Source organism: Rummeliibacillus sp. SL167, assembly GCF_007896505.1.
In the GTDB taxonomy this organism is placed as follows: Bacteria; Bacillota; Bacilli; order Bacillales_A; family Planococcaceae; genus Rummeliibacillus; species Rummeliibacillus suwonensis.
Window position 1 is genome coordinate 1,625,249 of record NZ_VCBM01000001.1, and the last position, 17,446, is coordinate 1,642,694.

The 17,446-nt window shown below is 35.1% G+C and carries 17 protein-coding genes; 5 read left to right on the forward strand and 12 right to left on the reverse strand.

Annotated features, from left to right (window positions below; all coding sequences use genetic code 11):
* Positions 1-266: 266 nt before the first annotated feature.
* From tkt to FEZ13_RS07330, 4 genes are all read right to left on the reverse strand, one after another.
* The gene (tkt, locus tag FEZ13_RS07315; RefSeq protein WP_146552046.1) at positions 267-2,279 is read right to left on the reverse strand and encodes a transketolase; all 2,013 of its coding nucleotides are present in this window, start codon (positions 2,277-2,279) and stop codon (positions 267-269) included.
* Between the two features lie 93 nt (positions 2,280-2,372).
* A complete protein-coding gene (locus FEZ13_RS07320) occupies positions 2,373-2,609 on the reverse strand; it encodes a DUF896 domain-containing protein (protein ID WP_146549262.1) in 237 nt (78 codons plus the stop codon).
* A gap of 53 nt (positions 2,610-2,662) precedes the next feature.
* Entirely contained in the window at positions 2,663-3,139 is a 477-nt protein-coding gene (locus tag FEZ13_RS07325; RefSeq protein ID WP_255473071.1) for a zinc ribbon domain-containing protein, read from the reverse strand.
* Between the two features lie 273 nt (positions 3,140-3,412).
* Positions 3,413-4,015 (reverse strand): LysE/ArgO family amino acid transporter, encoded by a 603-nt coding sequence (locus FEZ13_RS07330; protein ID WP_146552047.1) that lies wholly within the window; start codon positions 4,013-4,015, stop codon positions 3,413-3,415.
* A 108-nt stretch (positions 4,016-4,123) separates the two neighbouring features.
* Between FEZ13_RS07330 and FEZ13_RS07335 the strand changes: the two genes are divergently transcribed.
* Positions 4,124-5,563, forward strand: coding sequence for an aminotransferase-like domain-containing protein (locus FEZ13_RS07335; protein WP_255473072.1), 1,440 nt, complete (start codon positions 4,124-4,126; stop codon positions 5,561-5,563).
* Between the two features lie 150 nt (positions 5,564-5,713).
* On the opposite strand, the gene FEZ13_RS07340 is transcribed toward FEZ13_RS07335, so the two are convergent.
* Positions 5,714-6,376 (reverse strand): YneB family resolvase-like protein, encoded by a 663-nt coding sequence (locus tag FEZ13_RS07340; RefSeq protein WP_146549264.1) that lies wholly within the window; start codon positions 6,374-6,376, stop codon positions 5,714-5,716.
* Positions 6,366-6,686 carry a cell division suppressor protein YneA gene (gene yneA / locus FEZ13_RS07345; protein WP_146552048.1) on the reverse strand — a complete coding sequence of 107 codons (321 nt, stop codon included), beginning with the start codon at positions 6,684-6,686 and terminating at the stop codon, positions 6,366-6,368. The genes FEZ13_RS07340 and yneA overlap by 11 nt, the downstream gene beginning before the upstream one ends.
* 167 nt (positions 6,687-6,853) lie before the next feature.
* On the opposite strand from yneA, the gene lexA reads away from it, so the two are divergent.
* Complete coding sequence (gene lexA, locus FEZ13_RS07350) at positions 6,854-7,468, forward strand: transcriptional repressor LexA (protein ID WP_146552049.1); 615 nt, start codon at positions 6,854-6,856, stop codon at positions 7,466-7,468.
* Positions 7,469-8,061: 593 nt separating this feature from the next.
* Here the strand turns inward: lexA and FEZ13_RS07355 are convergent.
* Positions 8,062-9,372 carry a globin-coupled sensor protein gene (locus FEZ13_RS07355; protein ID WP_146552050.1) on the reverse strand — a complete coding sequence of 437 codons (1,311 nt, stop codon included), beginning with the start codon at positions 9,370-9,372 and terminating at the stop codon, positions 8,062-8,064.
* Positions 9,373-10,277: 905 nt separating this feature from the next.
* A complete protein-coding gene (locus FEZ13_RS07360; RefSeq protein WP_243881114.1) occupies positions 10,278-10,484 on the reverse strand; it encodes a helix-turn-helix transcriptional regulator in 207 nt (68 codons plus the stop codon).
* Between the two features lie 148 nt (positions 10,485-10,632).
* Between FEZ13_RS07360 and FEZ13_RS07365 the strand changes: the two genes are divergently transcribed.
* Positions 10,633-11,040, forward strand: a complete 408-nt coding sequence (locus FEZ13_RS07365) for a helix-turn-helix domain-containing protein (protein WP_146552051.1) — start codon at positions 10,633-10,635, stop codon at positions 11,038-11,040.
* A gap of 367 nt (positions 11,041-11,407) precedes the next feature.
* Here FEZ13_RS07365 and FEZ13_RS07370 read toward each other — a convergent pair whose 3' ends face one another.
* From FEZ13_RS07370 to FEZ13_RS07385, 4 genes are all read right to left on the reverse strand, one after another.
* On the reverse strand, positions 11,408-12,295 hold the full coding sequence (locus FEZ13_RS07370) for a glycine betaine ABC transporter substrate-binding protein (protein ID WP_146549269.1): 888 nt from the start codon (positions 12,293-12,295) through the stop codon (positions 11,408-11,410).
* A gap of 13 nt (positions 12,296-12,308) precedes the next feature.
* Entirely contained in the window at positions 12,309-13,163 is an 855-nt protein-coding gene (locus FEZ13_RS07375; protein ID WP_146552052.1) for an ABC transporter permease, read from the reverse strand.
* Positions 13,156-14,355, reverse strand: a complete 1,200-nt coding sequence (locus tag FEZ13_RS07380; RefSeq protein WP_146552053.1) for a quaternary amine ABC transporter ATP-binding protein — start codon at positions 14,353-14,355, stop codon at positions 13,156-13,158. The genes FEZ13_RS07375 and FEZ13_RS07380 overlap by 8 nt, the downstream gene beginning before the upstream one ends.
* A gap of 235 nt (positions 14,356-14,590) precedes the next feature.
* Positions 14,591-15,235: a GntR family transcriptional regulator gene (locus FEZ13_RS07385; protein WP_146552054.1), complete on the reverse strand. Its 645-nt coding sequence runs from the start codon at positions 15,233-15,235 to the stop codon at positions 14,591-14,593.
* A gap of 211 nt (positions 15,236-15,446) precedes the next feature.
* Here FEZ13_RS07385 and FEZ13_RS07390 point away from each other — a divergent pair, with 211 nt between their 5' ends.
* A complete protein-coding gene (locus tag FEZ13_RS07390) occupies positions 15,447-16,070 on the forward strand; it encodes a LysE family translocator (protein ID WP_146552055.1) in 624 nt (207 codons plus the stop codon).
* A gap of 80 nt (positions 16,071-16,150) precedes the next feature.
* The gene (locus FEZ13_RS07395; RefSeq protein ID WP_146552056.1) at positions 16,151-17,386 is read left to right on the forward strand and encodes an MFS transporter; all 1,236 of its coding nucleotides are present in this window, start codon (positions 16,151-16,153) and stop codon (positions 17,384-17,386) included.
* Positions 17,387-17,446 lie beyond the last annotated feature (60 nt).

Below are 17,446 nucleotides of genomic sequence, written 5' to 3' on the forward strand. Positions count from 1 at the left end.
GTTTTTCAACATATATACTTCAATATTAAGATTTGCATGTTCCGTTCCAGACGGCGCTTTCCGTGGGCTTGGCTTCAATCTCCTCGGGTCAACACGATGTTGATCCCAAAGCCGTTGCCACAGGATGTGGCGAACTTAGGCTTTGTCCCTAAAATTGTTCCTGCGGGGCTTTCAGCTCAAGCTTTTCCCACAGGAGTCGCCGTCTTCCACTCCACAACAACCGAAATCAGTCGTCATTAAGTTCGTATTTTTAAGAAGAAAAAGATTTATGAAATTGATTCTGTTAATAATGCTTTCACTTTTGCTACTACATTGTCAACTGTGAAACCATATTCTTTCATGACTGTTTGTCCTGGAGCACTTGCACCAAAATGATCGATCGCCAGTACATCGCCTTCAAAACCAGTATATTTATGCCAACCAAATGATGAGGCCATTTCGATAGCTAAACGTTTTGTTACAGCTTTTGGCAATACACTTTCTTTATATGCTGCATCTTGTTCTTCAAAACGAACAAAATCAGGCATAGAAACAACTGTTACATCGATTCCTTCTTTTGCAAGTTCAGCTTTTGCTTTTACAGCTAATTGCACTTCCGAACCTGTTGCTAAAAGTAATGCATCTGCAATTCCTTTTTCGGCTTTTGCTACTACATAAGCACCTTTAGCTACACCTTCATACACAGCTTGTACATCAACATCAAGAACCGGTAAGTTTTGACGAGATAATACTAATGCAGTTGGACGGTTTTTGGAGGATATCGCAAGTTTCCAAGCTGCAGCCGATTCATTTGCATCTGCTGGACGAATAACCGATAAATTTGGCATTGCACGTAAGGCTGCTAAATGTTCGATTGGCTCATGAGTTGGTCCATCTTCTCCGACAGCAATTGAATCATGTGTGAAGACATAAGTTACAGGTAATCCCATAAGTGCTGAAAGTCGAACTGCTGGACGCACGTAATCAGAAAATACAAAGAATGTACCACCAAAGACATTTAAGCCCCCATGGAGTGCCATGCCATTAAGAGCAGCACCCATTGCAAATTCACGTACACCAAACCAAATATTACGGCCTTTTCGATCAGTTGCTGAAAAATCTCCTGCACCTTTGATCGTTGTTTTATTTGAACCAGCAAGGTCAGCACTACCACCGAAAAGCGCTGGAATTTTTTTAGCTAAAGCGTTAATCACTTCTCCTGAAGATGAACGAGTTGCAATCGACTTACCAGATTCATAAGTTGGAATTTCAGCGTCAAAGTCTGCTGGAAGTTCTCCTGTGATCGCTTGTTCTAATTGGATCGCTAATTCAGGGAAAGCCTCTTTGTACGCATCAAATTGTGCATTCCAAGCGGCTTCAACATTTTCTCCTTGAATTTTAGCCGCTTGTTTAAATGTTTCATAAACTTCTTCTGGAACAAAGAAATCATCATTTTCCCACTCATATGCTTGTTTTGTTAAAACGACTTCTTCAGTACCAAGTGGTGAACCATGAGAAGCTGATTTTCCAGATTTATTTGGCGAACCAAAACCAATAATGGTTTTTACTTCGATTAAAGTTGGTTGTCCTTTATGAGCTTTTGCTTGTTCAATAGCAGCATTAATGGCTTCAACATCATTGCCGTCCTCTACTCTTAAATAGTTCCAGCCATATGCTTTAAAACGTTCAGCCGTATTGTCAGAGAATGATTTATTTAAATCACCATCTAAAGAAATATCATTACTATCATAAAGAACGATCAATTTATCTAATTGTAAGTGACCTGCAAGTGAAGCTGCTTCTGCAGAAACACCTTCCATCAAATCACCATCTCCACATAATGCAAATGTATAGTGGTCGATAATATCGTAATTCGGTTTGTTATACACACTGGCTAAATGCGATTCAGCCATAGCCATTCCGACTGCCATTGCAATTCCTTGTCCTAGTGGGCCAGTTGTCGCCTCAACACCAGCAGTATGACCATATTCTGGGTGTCCAGGAGTTAATGAACCCCATTGGCGGAAGTTTTTGATCTCTTCCATCGGTAAATCATAGCCACCTAAATGAAGTAAGCTATATAATAACATCGAACCATGTCCAGCTGATAATACAAATCGATCACGGTTAAACCATTTAGGGTTCTTTGGATTATGATGTAATTGTTTTGTCCAAAGAGTATAAGCCATTGGTGCTGCACCCATTGGAAGTCCCGGATGACCGGAATTAGCCTTTTCAATTGCATCAATGGATAAAGTACGGATTGTATTAATTGCAAGCTGATCTGCTTGTACAGTCATGAATAGACATCCTTTCTTAAAGCAAAATATTATTCTATTTCAGTTTAGTCAAGATTTTGACATAAAACAATGCTTTTTCAGCAATTGATTCTGTTAATTTAAAGGCCCTTTTCTTTTTTGAATAGCACGTACTTTTTCTGGTGTCACTTCATCTCCATTTGGATCAAAAACACGAACATTCTCAATTGTTTTACGCATATGCTCACGGAAAGTGTCTAAATATTCTTTACGAAGGGCTGTTTGTTCTTTTGCTTCCTCTATCGTTAAACCTGATTCTTTTGATTTCTTGGATAAATAGTTAATACGTTGAATTTTTTCTTTTGGCAACATTTAAGATGCTCCTTTCATCACTACATGAATATAAAGATATCAACAACTCACGACTAAAGTCGAGAACTTGCACTCGCAGGACGGTTGATTTCGCCCTTACCAAAAAGGTCATGCCTCAGTGATACTGCATGCTTCGGAGATTGCTTCAATCCCTTAGCGATGTAGATTCCTATACGGTCATCATTTGATGTATAGTGACAATTTTCACAACAAAACGTATGGGTTTTCTTGTTTCGATTCGCTTTCTCAACTTGTCCGCATTTAGGATAGGTTTGAGATGTATATTTCGGATTTACCAAAATAACGCGTTGGTGATTTAATTCCGCTTTGCGCTCTAACATTTGTCGAAATTGGTAGAACGCCCAAGAAACGGACACATAATGGTCTTTAACACGTACCTTTGCCGTTGCATTACGAACCTTCAAAAACAAAACAGTTTCTTTCGGAAAACGTTCAACAATTGCCTGAGTTGCCTGATAATTGACAGCAGACACATAACGGTTTTCTCTTGAACCAATCACTAGAATCATTATACCGTGTTTCAGTTGGAAAAGAGAACAAAATGCGGACAAAAGAGAAAGGTGGTCGTGAGCTTAAAACGTTGGCTTTCGAACTGGTAAAGACCAGCCCTCATGCCGAGCGAGTTCCTCTCATAATTAAAGCCACGAGTCTCCATTCGTCGTTTCACTAACGCTCAACAATGAAAAAAGAGTTTAAGCACAAGCTTAAAGCTCATATCCTATAAAATCTTATAGTGCTGGATTCCTTTTAAAGAAATCTTTTATTGGAATGATGATAAGCGACTATATCAAACTGATTGCTAAATAAATAGCAGTTCCCCAGATAAACAAGGCAGAAAGCTTGTTAAAAAGAAGAAATACTTTTCCTGAAATTTGTAGTTTTTTCAGAGAAGAGCCAGTTATCATTAAACCAAAAAACCAAATCCATGACACACTAATACAAGCTACTGTAAAAAGAGTTTGGTCAAAGCCCTTGTATTTTAATGCACTAGTACCTATTACTCCCACTGTATCTAATAGAGCATGGGGATTTAACAATGAAACGGATATAGCAAAAAGAACTTGCTCCTTTAGGGATAATGCTCGATTGTTTTCAAAATTGGATGCTCCTACGTTCCAAATAGCTTTTCCCATATAACATAAAAATAGGATACCCACGATTAACAAAATCAAACGAATCCATTCAAATTGTAAAACGAGCATTGATACTCCTAAAATCGCCAAAACGATTAGTAACGTATCACATAAAGCTGCTGCTAATGTTGCAGGTAAGGCTTTATAAATATTGGGCTGTGTGGCACCTTGTGAAAAAACAAAAATATTTTGTACTCCTAATGGCAAAATCAATCCAAATGCTAGGATAAATCCATGAAAAAATGCTTGCATCATCCAACTCCCTTTCTTTTAATATCGTACAATGTTATAAAAAGAAGAAAAGGTCCAATTGGTTGGTAATTCAACCATCCAATTTAGTAAAAAGGGAGATTGATATGATTGTGGAAACCAATTCATAATACGTCCATTAGCTTACAGCATCAAATTATAAACTGGATGACAGAACAAATACGATTAGGAAATTGGGGAGTAGGCACAAAACTTCCAACACAACGACAATTAGCCATGCAATTCGAAGTTAACAGAAGTACTATTCAACAGGCTTTAGAAGAATTAAAGGCAGATGGCATCTTAGAGGCAAAAATTGGGGCTGGTACTTTTGTTGCCAATAATTCATGGAATCTTCTTGCAAAAAAGTCTCAACCAAACTGGCAAAGATATATTGATACTAGTATCCATAAACCGAATGATCGTACGATTCAACTGATAAACGAATATGAACAAGACAGTTCCATTATACGATTAGGGACAGGTGAACTTTCTCCCCAATTATTACCGACAAAAAAATTGACAGAATCACTTCAAAAACTAACCTTTCATGAAAAAGATATTGGTTATTCTTCTCCACAGGGGAGTGACGAATTACGAATGGCGATCTGCCAATATGTAAAAAAACGTGGAATTACAACTACACCTGACAATATACTCATTGTTTCTGGTGCACTTCAAGCTCTTCAATTAATGGCATTGGGATTATTTGAATCAGGATCGATTGTCTTTCAAGATAGCTGTTCATATTTGAATTCCATTCATCCATTTCAATCATTTGGTATGCGAATGAAATCCATTAAACGTGATGAGTCTCTAGAAAAGACATTATGTTCATTCAAAAAGAATCGGCAATCTATATACTATACTGTCCCTACCCTTCATAATCCGACCGGAACTGTTTGGACAGCAAAGGAAAAACAAAATTTCTATGAAATGTGTAAATCTCTTCGAATACCTATCATAGAAGACGATGTTTATGCTGAATTATTGTTTGATACTCCTCTTCCGTCAATCAAATCTTTAGATTCTTCTGGACAAGTATTATATGTCAGTAGTGTTTCTAAAACATTAAGTCCAGGGTTACGCATAGGCTGGATTATTGGACCAACCCCTGTTATAAAACGACTGGCTGATATTAAAATGCAAATGGATTATGGTTCTAGTGCAATTTCGCAAAAAATCGTTACTTATTGGCTTACATCAGGACTTTATGAAAGGCATTTAGCTGAATTAGGATCTCAATTAAAAATACGTGCGGCATTTACCGAATCCATACTTCACAAATACTTTCATACAATTGCTACATGGGAAAAACCATTGGGAGGATTTTATATTTGGTTAAGATTTAATGAACCGATTGTTACAAAGGAATTCTTTTTAAAGTTACTTAAAGAGAAAGTATTGATCAATCCAGGCTATATCTATGATGTAGAGGATGCACATCATATTCGTCTATCTTTTGCCTATGCTTCTTATGAAGAATTAGAAAAAGCATTAATGATTTTATATACAGAAAGTATGCTGATATTTAAAACGAAAAGGCAGTAGAATTTCTTAACCGAGATTCTGCTGCCTAATCATTTTGTCAAATATCCATTCTCAGTCGAGTTGATATCTAATATTGTCCGTAAAATATACGATTTTTAACTATTACACTTTATACTTTAATGGAATCTTCTTAACATACCTGATCTATTTTCAATTTTTAAGGTTTTGCTCTTCTTCATATTCTTTATAACGCCTATGAACGGTAGCCTTGCTTATTTGGAATCCAAGTCCTTTTAATGTTGCAGTAATTTCCTCAAAAGTCATCCCCTTCTCTCTTAAATGAACAATCTGTTCGATTGGTGCATCAATTCTCTCCCTACCTTCCACATTGCCGCGGTCTTTTAAGTTATTTTCTGGCCTATAACCATTTTGCACAGCCCTTTTCATGCCACGCCGTATCTTTGCATTATGCAATTTTCGTTGATATTCTTCAACAATGGCTAAAATTTCGAGGAGCATTGTATCCATTTCATTTAATTTGATAGTGCCAGCATCACTTAAAGTAAAGATATCCACATTCAACTTTTTAAGCAAATGTAAAACAGCCATTCGACCATTACCACGTCCTAAACGTGTTTCATCTTGGATAAATAAATTCATAATGTGATATTCCTTTACAAAATCCAGCAATTCCAGTAAGCCTTCGCGTTCTATGTCATACCCGCTATGTCTATCTTTAAATACTGCTACTACCTCATAACCCTTTGACTGTGCAAATGCTCTCAGCTCAATTTCCTGTCTCTCAATCGACGTATCTTGTGTTTCCTTTTCTGTACTTACTCGACAATAAAGTACTGCTTTTTTATTCGTCATTTTTGTCACTTGCCAATACTACTTCTTTGTTTGTTGAATCAGATTGTTTATGGTCAGGAATGATTAAAGTATGACCAGCAATAATTTTATCATCTATAATATTATTCTCATTTTTTACTAGACGAACCCACTCAGCATTAGATAAATTTCCTTTGTATCGATCAGACAGAGACCAAAGTGTATCACCTTCTTGTACCTTAATATTTGTATATGTTGTTGTATCTCTATTAATTAGAAGTAGAATAGCCATAAAGATGACTGCAAATACCATAAACAATGCCGTATTTTGATTTCTTTTAACCCAATTCATACAAATCTCCCCTTCATCGAATGTTTGTTCGGAATATATGTTCTTAATATAAAACGAACATTTGTTTTTGTCAAACACTTTTTTCGAACTTATGTTTGCTTTGTTTGTTCGGTAATGCTATACTAAATTTAACAATTAGCAGGAAACTAAGATAAGAGGTGAACAGATTGAAAAAAATATCAAAAAGACAAGAAGATATACTAGAGTTTATTAAAGAGGAAGTTCGCACAAAGGGATACCCACCTTCCGTCCGAGAAATTGGAGAGGCTGTGGGGTTAGCTTCGAGTTCTACTGTACATGGCCACCTAAATCGTCTTGAAAGCAAGGGACTCATTCGTCGTGATCCTACAAAACCTCGTGCAATAGAGATATTGGACCAAGACAATATTACAAAACAAGGTGTGATTCATGTACCTCTAGTTGGAAAAGTAACGGCAGGTATGCCGATCACTGCCATTGAAAATATAGAAGAGTATTTCCCGATTCCAGATTTTTATGGCACTTCAGATGATCACATCTTTATACTTGAAATTATGGGTGAATCAATGATTGAAGCTGGTATTTTAGATGGTGATTATGTGATTGTCAAACAACAATCAACTGCCGATAATGGCGATATTATTGTGGCTATGACTGAAGAAAATGAAGCAACAGTAAAACGTTTTTTTAAAGAAGATGGATATTTCCGCCTTCAACCTGAAAATTCTTCTATGGCCCCTATCATTGTGGAAAAAGTTTCTGTACTTGGTAAAGTGGTTGGTTTATACCGAAACGTCCACTAATCTTTTATATGAAAAAGCATCCAAAACTATTCTAATTAAATAGATTTGGATGCTTTTCTTCATATAATCACTCAACTGACCTTATAAAGCGAAACTTTCATCAGTGTGGGGTTTTCTTCATCCTCGACTGAACTAGAGGAACTCAGGCGTTGTCACGTCCTGTGCCAACGTCTGAGTGACCAACATCTTGCCCGCCCTAACCAATCGGGCGCATGCGGCAGTTGTTCTCCCTCTTAACTTCTTTACTTTCGCTGAATTTTGAGCGGGAAGTATTACTGCCTATTAATACGGGATAAATATTGATATTTTACTAAATCGCTTTTTTATAAAAATGCCCGTATTCAATATCCTCTTCACATGTGATCACAAAAAAATCGTTTTCCTCGTTTGCATTATTTAAATAGTAAAAAATAAAAACGATGAGAATCCTTTATACTTATTCAAGCTCAAAGTAGTCAAAATTCTATTTTTAAACATTATCACTTCTTTTTAACAACCTTATGAATAAGGCATGTTATGTTAATGAAAGAATACAAAGCTATATTTTAACTTATTTTGCACAACTTTATCTGAAACTTTATTTCTATGTTACTCTACTTCATTTGTTTAGCAATTTCATTTAAATGATCAGTAGATACCGCCACGTCACTGACACCATTTGAAATTTCTTCGATGACAGTAACGAGTGATTGCAATTCTTCATCGATCTTCACACTGCCCTTTTTAATTTGTTCCATAAGTGTAAACACTTGATCAAAAAATTGATCGAGTTGTGTAATTTCTTTGACCCCATCGGATACTAAATCGTTCGCTTCAGCAACTGATCCAGTGACTCCTTCAATCCCCTTATTCGTATCAGAAATTAGCGTACTGACGTTAGCTAAACTGCTTTTTGTTTGTACAGCAAGTTTTCTAACCTCATCTGCAACTACAGCAAAGCCTTTTCCATGTTCTCCAGCACGTGCAGCCTCAATGGCAGCATTTAAAGCTAAGAGATTTGTCTGATCGGCTATAGAAGAAACGATTCCTGTAACATCTTGAATTTTTGCTGACGTCCCTTTAAGGATCCCGATCTGCTCGTTCACTTCATCCATACGTATTTCAATCTTTTTCATCGCTTCCATTTGAGCATTAAGACGCTGTTGGGCATCCAAATATTGTTGTTCGATTTCTTGTACGGATAAAGAACTTTCTTTTGCAACAGATACTAATTGGACTGACTGCCCAGACACCTGTTGTAAGGACACACTTGCTTGCTCTGTAATGCATGCAAGCTCTTCTGCCATGTCATGCACTTCATTTTGAGCTTTCTCTTTTTCCATCTGTGATATTTTCTTGACTCTTTCATTTTCCTTATCATAGGCTTCCAATACAATAACCTGCTCTATAGATAAAATTTTATTGAGAGCATTGGAAAATGCTGCATATTCTTCTTTACTTGTCGTATTTTCAAAAACAATCTCATTTAAACTGTTTGTTAAATCTGCAAATGCGAGCATATACCATTTTGGTTGCAATCCTATTCTGACATGCACCTGCGCAATTTTATATCTTTGCTGTATAAATTCCGAATCAATTTTACCAGAAAAAAGTTGGATCAAATGGTCAGTAAGTGTTTTTTTCAAACGGTCTACTGAACTATGATCTTCAATAATTTTCATGAGACTTGGCTCATTTGCTAAATTCGAATAAAAATTATCCACAATTTTTTCAATGTTTTGCTTCACATACAGTTGCAATAATTGAATAGCAGCTAAATCATAGATAGTAAAACCAGCCATTTTTAAAATGCTCTGAATTTCACTAGTAGAATTCGCTGCTATTACAACGTTTTTTTCATTTCGTTTAATCTCACCTAATAAGTCAGGCTCTTCTTTCTTACTTTTTCTAAATTTGTTTACCACCAATTTATTCCCCCCATTGAATTGACGTAAACTACTACACTAGTTTATTGATAAATGAAGATTACTTTGTATCACAATACTAAGGATACTATTAAATCTCCTAGAATTGTATAAACATGTTACTAAAAGTATAAAAATGTATCATGTTATAGAAATATTAGTAAATTAAGAACAGTAATAACTTCATATTCAAAAGCATGTTCAAGTACCTACATCATTTTTAAATAGCATTCCCTATTTCCTAATTTATTCATTTTACTATTCAGTATATTTTACCTTATTTTCTTATAAATTTGCAGGATGGAGGAATAATATTTTAATTAATTTATCACTCGTGTTGATTTCACAAAAATTAGGAGTACCTGTTGGGTGTAATTTTTGAAAAACCCTGTATTTTTAGGAACATTTATATAGATCTTCGCTGCAATCAACAAATTCCCCTATTTTTATAGATTATATTGGATAATCAACACGCCTGTAATTTTAATAAAGTAACACTTCATACATTGGTTGTTTTTTTGTAACCACTATGAATCAGCAGATTTTTACAGACAGGAAGAACCCCCACTTATCCTTTTTGCTTTTTATAAAGTGGGGGTTCTTCCTGTATTTAAATGTGAGATAAATATCAAGTATTGCTTTAGTTGATCATGTTAGTTGTGGTGTACCTCTATTTTGTTAAAACGATCACTAATAATTCATGCAATCGGCAGAATATCTTTTTAATGATCAATCCCCTATTTCACCTACATTCCTTTTCTTTTCCCTTATCGATTAAAAATTCATGTTATGGTGATGATCGGCGATGTGAATTCGAGTCCAATTGTATTGTCTCTATACCTTATTGTTCGATTGATTCTTTATCAGTAGATAATGTAAAACAAATAGTTTTTTATATAAATTACTCATTTTGTGTAACTTTTAGTTAAAAAAAGCTCTTCTATTGGCATTTCCAAAATGTCTGCTATTATTCTTGCGTTTTCAAGTGAAGGCTTTACTATCCCATATTCAATATTTGCATAACCTGAAGCACTTTTATAGCCTAATTTTTTTGATAAGTAAGTAATTGTTATTCCTTTAGCTTTTCTAGCTTCGCGCAATCTATCATTCATTCTCATCACCTCATTACTCATTTTGTGTAACTATATTCCTATTATATTCACTCTTTTTGAGTAAGTCAACCTTTTATTACTCTTTTTGAGTATTTTTTTACATAAATTGTGTAAAAGATGATAGAATCTATTCTTAAGGGGTGATTATGTGGATACCTTAGGCACTCGTCTTACTTATTTAAGAGAAAAAAGAGGTTGGACTAAAACATACGTAGCAAATAAATTAGGCATCAAAACTGTTTCAACATACGCGAACTGGGAATATGGAACTAGGCAACCTGATAATGAAATGTTGGTTAAAATCGCTGATTTATATGATGTCTCTTTAGATTTTTTACTTGGTCGTTCGGATGTTGTGAATCCAAAAGAATTTGAAAATGCTGGTATCACAAACGAAGAGTATACAAGTTTAACTCCTTATCAAAGAGAAGTAGTTGATTTCTTTCTTGTAAGAGAAGATTTATTCTTCCATGACAATCCTAAAAAGCTAATGGATGCACTTGAGCAATTTGAAATCTTCTATGAAGTTTGGAAGAAACAGCAAGATAAAAAGTAATGGAAAGGGATACAAAACACCTCATTTTAGTAAGTGTCACGAAATACACATACTAGAAATGGGGTGTTTCTTCAAATTTCTAAAGCCATTATTAATTATCGACAATCAGATGTATTGATCGATTGTTTGTATTCAGTGAATGAGGTTCCCCCACACTAAATTTTAAAACGAAAAGCTTGCATTTTTCAACTTTCTATTTGTCTCAATTAACATTTTATCTGATTTGTATTGCAAAAGCCGATTTAGTTACTCTCCCCTAGTAAGAATGAAAGTTTCTTCCTGTTCATCGGCATACCATCTTCCACGATTGTCCCTCGTTAACGCTTATTTATCGATTTTAAGCTTGGAAATGGCGTTGCTGACAAGATCATTTTTTGACCGCATCTTTTGTCCAGCTATCGACTTTATCCTGATTATCTTTAATCCAATCTTCTGCAGCCTCTTCTGGGTCTTTCCCATCTGCTATATCAAGCATCACTTGCTCCATATCTTTTGTAGACCAGTGGAATTGATCCAATACCTTATATGCTTCTGGTGAATCTTTTTTTAGATCTTTTCTAGCAAACGTATGGATAGATTCCTCTTTACCATAGATTTCTTTTGGATCATCTAAATATTTCAAATCATATTTTTGGAACATCCAATGTGGTGACCAACCTGTGACAATGATATCTTTTTTGTCTTTGATAGCTTTACCAAGCGCAACTGTCATTGCACCCGAAGAAGATGTTTTAACATTCCATGATGTTAAATTATCATAGTTCTTTAAAGCCTTCTCAGTTGCTGCCACAACACCTGCACCAGGTTCAATTCCTGTAATGGTGCTATTGGCTTCTTTTTTTAAATCACTGATGGAGTCAACATCCATATATGCAGGTACAACCAAGCCTACTTTTGCACCTTTTAAATTTGTTCCAAGATCTTCTAAGCTATCTTTATATTTGGCATATTGAGCCGCATGTGTGTTTGGTAGCCAGCCTGCCACCATCGCATCTGCCTCACCTTTTGAAACAGCTTCCCACATAATTGCATTATCGAGTGGCGTTAATGTTACATCATAACCCATATCCTCAAGTACTTTACCAATAACATTCGTGGAGGCGACTTCTGTATCCCATTCCACATAAGCCAAATTGATTTTCTCATTTTTGGAAGAATTTGCAGAGTTACTATCTGATGAACCACATCCAGCTAAAATAGCACTTAAACCTAACCCCACTACAAGTCCTAAAGATTTTATTTTTTTGAATTTCATCTAATCATCCTTCTTATTCGTATTTTTTCTTATTAAAGCTTTGTGTAAGACGGTCAATAATGATAGCAAAAATCACTAAACCTAATCCTGCTACAAAACCATTTCCCACTTGTGCACGTTGTAAAGCTGACAATACTTTACGTCCTAATCCAGGTGCACCAATCATAGATGCTATTACTACCATTGAAAGAGCCAGCATAACTGTTTGATTGATCCCTGCCATGATCGTTGATTTTGCAAGAGGAAGTTCAATCTTGAATAACTTTTGAGATGGAGTACTACCAAAGGATTCCGAAGCTTCTACTAGCTCTTTTGGCACTTGGCGTATTCCGAGGTTTGTAAAACGAATAGTTGGGGGGATAGCAAATATAATAGATGCAAATACACCTGGTACAACACCGATTCCGAAAAAGGCAACGGCTGGTATTAAATAAACAAAGCCCGGCATTGTTTGCATAAAGTCTAAAATCGGTTTAATGACTTCCTCTGCCCATTTACTTTTAGACATGATGATTCCAATTGGAATACCCAAAATAATAGAAATAAGACTTGCAAATAATACAAGTGTCACTGTATTCATAAGCTCATCCCATAAATTCTGATTGTAGATAAATAACAGACCGATTATAGAAAAAATGGTCAATCCTAATTTTTTACCTGAAGCTAAAAATGCTAAGATAGCTATGATTAGTATAAATAGGATCGGTGGTATAGTAGTCAATAAATTGGTGATGGAATCCATTAACCATTCACCATTAGATTGCAATGCATCAAACAATCCTGAAAAATTCTTTGTCATCCAATCCATTGCACTTTGCGTCCAATCGGCAACTGGCAGTCTTGGAATATTATCGAGGAAGTTACTCATGCAAAATCGCCTCCTCATTTCCCTTTGCTAACGCTTCAATCACAACACCTCTGATTAAAATACCTACTAACCGATTATTTTTCATAACCGCTACGGGTGTTGGAGCATCATAAATCACATGAAAAACATCTTGAATAAGTGTATCGTGATTGACAGTTATCATGTTTGTTTGAACGATTTTTTTGATATCTTTATCGCCACGCTTTGCGGATTCTAAGGCATCATCTGCAGTAATGTATCCTTTTAAATTACGCGCTCTATCAATCGCCACTAGTAAACTAACTTTTTCTTCTCTCATACGAGAAAGTGCCACTTTGGGTCCATCCTGTTCTACGTTTACCGTAATTGGACGTATCATAATATTTTCTGCAGTTAACACTTTAGAGCGATCCACATCTTCAACAAAATGACGAACATATTCATTTGCCGGATTTGTTAAAATTTCTTCACCAGTACCAATTTGGATAATCTGTCCGTCTTTCATAATAGCGATTCGATCGCCTATGCGTAGAGCTTCGTTCAAGTCATGCGTGATAAATATAATGGTCTTTTGCATCGTTTCCTGTAAATCTAATAATTCATCTTGCATTTCTTTTCGAATAAGCGGATCTAGTGCTGAAAAGGCCTCATCCATCAATAAAATATCTGGATCATTCGCTAATACTCTTGCTAATCCTACACGTTGCTGCATCCCTCCAGATAATTGATGGGGATATTGATCTTTAAAATCTAGTAAACCCGCATTTTTTAATGCTTGTTCCGCCTTTTGTCGGCGTTCCTCTTTTGAGATTCCTCGTACTTCGAGCCCATATTCTGTATTTTGTAAAATCGTTCGGTGAGGAAATAATCCAAAGTTTTGGAACACCATATTCATTTTTTCTCGCCGTACATTTCTCAACTGTTCTTTATTCATCTTTGAAATATTCTCGCCATCTATGAAAATATCACCGTTTGTTGGTTCTATTAATCGATTTAATAAACGAACAAGCGTAGATTTACCACTACCCGATAACCCCATGATGACAAATATTTCACCTTCGTTTACTGAAAAACTAGCGTTATAAACCCCTACCGTTACACCTGTTTTTTTCAAAATTTCTTTTTTAGAAGCTCCATTTTGCACAAGTTTAAGTGCTTGGTTTGTATGTTTTCCAAATACTTTACTGACATGATCAATTTTTATTTTTTGCAAATACATCTCTCCTAGACATTTATTCTTTTGTAGGGAAGCAATTTATGATTTATCGTTTAAGTGACAACTTAATGATAACAAAGAGTTGTTACTTTGGTCAAATCATCTCTATTTCAATAGTCTCAGGGGAATTTTGCTAAATAATAAAAAACATGAATGCATTCGATCAGCATTCATGTTTTTTGTGGACTATTCCTTAAGTTTTACTTGGCATTAAAGTACATCTTGACAGCAACTATTGGTTGGCTGTAAAAAGGAAATTTTGAACAATGCCTATACACTGTTCATTTCCAATAAAATAAAGTACATCTTGATCATGTAATGTAGCATATGGACCCGGTGATAATAGAATTTCCTGTCCTCTCCGAATCCCCACTACCGTAGCAGTCGTATTTTGCCAGAAATTCATTTCTTCGATTGTCTTATTTAAATAGACACATGAATCAGTAATCGTTACTTGGAAAGGGACAAATGGATTGAGGGAATGAAAACGATCTGCCCTACTGACTAATTCCTTTGTTAAATTTTCAAGCTTCTCCAATTCTTCTTTTTGCTGAATAATCGTTTCTAGCATATCGCGTTGTATTTCCTTCACAGATTGCACATCTTGTAATTGATGAACAAACTTTGCAGCTTTTTCGTAGGATTGAATAATAACGCCAGAACCTTTTGTCGCTTCAACAATTTCTAAATCCTGCAATACCGCAATTGCACGACGCGCTGTTTCAGAAGAAACACCATATTGACTTGCTAAAGAAGAGCGAGCATATATTCTCTCTCCAACATGATATTTATTTTCTACTATTTTCGATGCAATATCTGCAGCAATAATCTGGTATTTTGCTTGTTTAATTTTCACTTTTTTTTCTGTTCCAGGCATCTGTGATCCATACCCTTTCATAAAATAATAATTCTTTACACGCCTTATCTTATCACCTTGAATAATGCGTTTCTATGATTATGATTAGATTTTAGAGCTATTTTTACATGATGAAACGCATTCATCATCAAATTTTATTTTGTATTAGTTTTAACATGTACATTAGCCGAATATAATATTTAACATCATACAGCGGCGGAGGCTAATCTTTATGAATTCTATATTTCCATATTTTTTATTAGGGGTGTCATTGGCTGCACCAATCGGCCCAGTGAAAGCCACTTTGCTAAATTTGGGTATTACCAATGGCTTTTTTCATGCTTGGTTCTTTAGTCTAGGTGCCATAGCCACTGATATTGTCTATATGTTAATGGTATATTTGGGAATTGGTCAGTTGGTCGAATATCCATTTATTAAATCAATTCTCTGGTCTTTCGGATGCTTTGTTTTAGTCTATACTGGTATTGAAAACTTACTATCACTTCATAAAAGGAAGTTAGATTCTTATTTTAAAAAAACAATTCGCTTAAGATATTCCTTTCTATCAGGATTTCTTATAGCCTTATTAAATCCTCTGACCATTCTTTTTTGGTTAGGAATTTATGGTTCTGTCTTAGTAGGTGGCTCTGGTAAAAATCATTTTGAAATTATTATTTATAGTTGTCTTATTTTATTTGGTATCATTTTGGTCGATTTAACAATGGCAACCATTTCAAGCGGCTCGAAAAAATTCTTATCTAGCACTTTTTTAAATATTTTATCCGTTGCCTCTTCTCTTTCTATGGTAGGCTTTGGCTTACATTTTGGATTTAGGGCATATGAATCACTTTTTTAACCATCTATTTGCTAAAAGGAAGTATATAATAAGATTTTTCGGATACGATACCTTTATTGACGGAAAAATAGAGGTGTAATATGAACAAACAAGATTCAAGCACTGTAAAAGTTAGTATTTGGTGCATTATAAGTCTAGCTTCAGTCCCTTTAGTGATCACTTTAGGAAATTCTATGTTAATTCCTGTACTTTCCATTCTAGAAAAAAAGGTTGACATATCTTCCTTTCAATCAAGTATGATCATCACTAGTTTTTCTGTTGCAGCTATTCTTCTTATCCCAGTTGCCGGTTATTTATCAGATCGATTTGGAAGAAAAATGGTGATTTTACCTAGCTTATTTTTAACATGTATCGGTGGATTAATCTCTGCTTTTGCCTCTTGGAAAATGGACGATCCTTACGTCACTATTATATGGGGAAGAATATTACAAGGCATAGGTTCTGCTGGAGCATTTCCAATTGTGATGCCATTGGTTGGAGATCTATTTAATGGAGACGATGAAAAAGTAAGCTCCACTCTTGGGATTATCGAAACGTCTAATACATTCGGAAAAGTATTAAGTCCAATACTCGGATCTGCATTTGCCGCATTGATCTGGTTTTTACCTTTTTTCTCTATTTCAATTTTCAGCCTGATTTCTATGATCCTCATCTTTTTCTTTGTTAAAGTACCTAAGAAGAAAGAAGAAACCATACGTTTCAACGAATTTTTAAGCACTGTTAAAAAAACGTTTAAAAAGAATGGCAATTGGTTATATGTAGTCTTTATCAATGGTGCCTATGTTATGCTTGTTTTATTTGCAATGTTATTCTTCCTATCAGATATTCTGGAAAAAGCTTTCAACATTCATGGCGTGAAGAAGGGATTTCTGTTAGCCATTCCATTATTAACTTTATGTATTGCTTCCTATTTAGTTGGAAAGAAAATTAAAGGAGATTTAAAAACAATTAAAAGAACCATCATTTTATGTTTATGGGTCATTTCCATTAGCATAATATTCGTTGGATTTTTAAAAGAACATTTAGTTTTATTGCTCACTATCACCAGTGTGGCAGGTATGGGCTTAGGTTCACTCTTACCAGCACTTGATGCAATTATTACTGAAAATATTAGTAAAGAAAAAAGAGGTACTATTACTTCTTTCTATAGTTCTGCACGATATATAGGAGTTGCTGCCGGTCCTCCACTAATGTCGGTGTTAATGGTGAATTATCTCAATTTAAGTTACATCATTGCTGGTTTGATCGGAATCATTCTTTTAGTTTTAGTTTTTAAATTCATCAAAATAGAAAATATTAATCACGAAAAGGCTTGATCATTTCATAAAAAAATCCCTACAATCCGGGGCACAAATGTAGGGAAAAGTCTAAAGGAA

What these genes read in the sequence shown, in the direction of transcription:
- tkt (WP_146552046.1), bottom strand. Translation starts at nt 2,279, where the DNA reads ATGACTGTACAAGCAGATCAGCTTGCAATTAATACAATCCGTACTTTA.
- FEZ13_RS07320 (WP_146549262.1), bottom strand. Translation starts at nt 2,609, where the DNA reads ATGTTGCCAAAAGAAAAAATTCAACGTATTAACTATTTATCCAAGAAA.
- FEZ13_RS07325 (WP_255473071.1), bottom strand. Translation starts at nt 3,139, where the DNA reads ATGATTCTAGTGATTGGTTCAAGAGAAAACCGTTATGTGTCTGCTGTC.
- FEZ13_RS07330 (WP_146552047.1), bottom strand. Translation starts at nt 4,015, where the DNA reads ATGCAAGCATTTTTTCATGGATTTATCCTAGCATTTGGATTGATTTTG.
- FEZ13_RS07340 (WP_146549264.1), bottom strand. Translation starts at nt 6,376, where the DNA reads ATGACGAATAAAAAAGCAGTACTTTATTGTCGAGTAAGTACAGAAAAG.
- yneA (WP_146552048.1), bottom strand. Translation starts at nt 6,686, where the DNA reads ATGAATTGGGTTAAAAGAAATCAAAATACGGCATTGTTTATGGTATTT.
- FEZ13_RS07360 (WP_243881114.1), bottom strand. Translation starts at nt 10,484, where the DNA reads ATGAATGATAGATTGCGCGAAGCTAGAAAAGCTAAAGGAATAACAATT.
- FEZ13_RS07370 (WP_146549269.1), bottom strand. Translation starts at nt 12,295, where the DNA reads ATGAAATTCAAAAAAATAAAATCTTTAGGACTTGTAGTGGGGTTAGGT.
- FEZ13_RS07375 (WP_146552052.1), bottom strand. Translation starts at nt 13,163, where the DNA reads ATGAGTAACTTCCTCGATAATATTCCAAGACTGCCAGTTGCCGATTGG.
- FEZ13_RS07385 (WP_146552054.1), bottom strand. Translation starts at nt 15,235, where the DNA reads ATGCCTGGAACAGAAAAAAAAGTGAAAATTAAACAAGCAAAATACCAG.
- FEZ13_RS07390 (WP_146552055.1), top strand. Translation starts at nt 15,447, where the DNA reads ATGAATTCTATATTTCCATATTTTTTATTAGGGGTGTCATTGGCTGCA.
- FEZ13_RS07395 (WP_146552056.1), top strand. Translation starts at nt 16,151, where the DNA reads ATGAACAAACAAGATTCAAGCACTGTAAAAGTTAGTATTTGGTGCATT.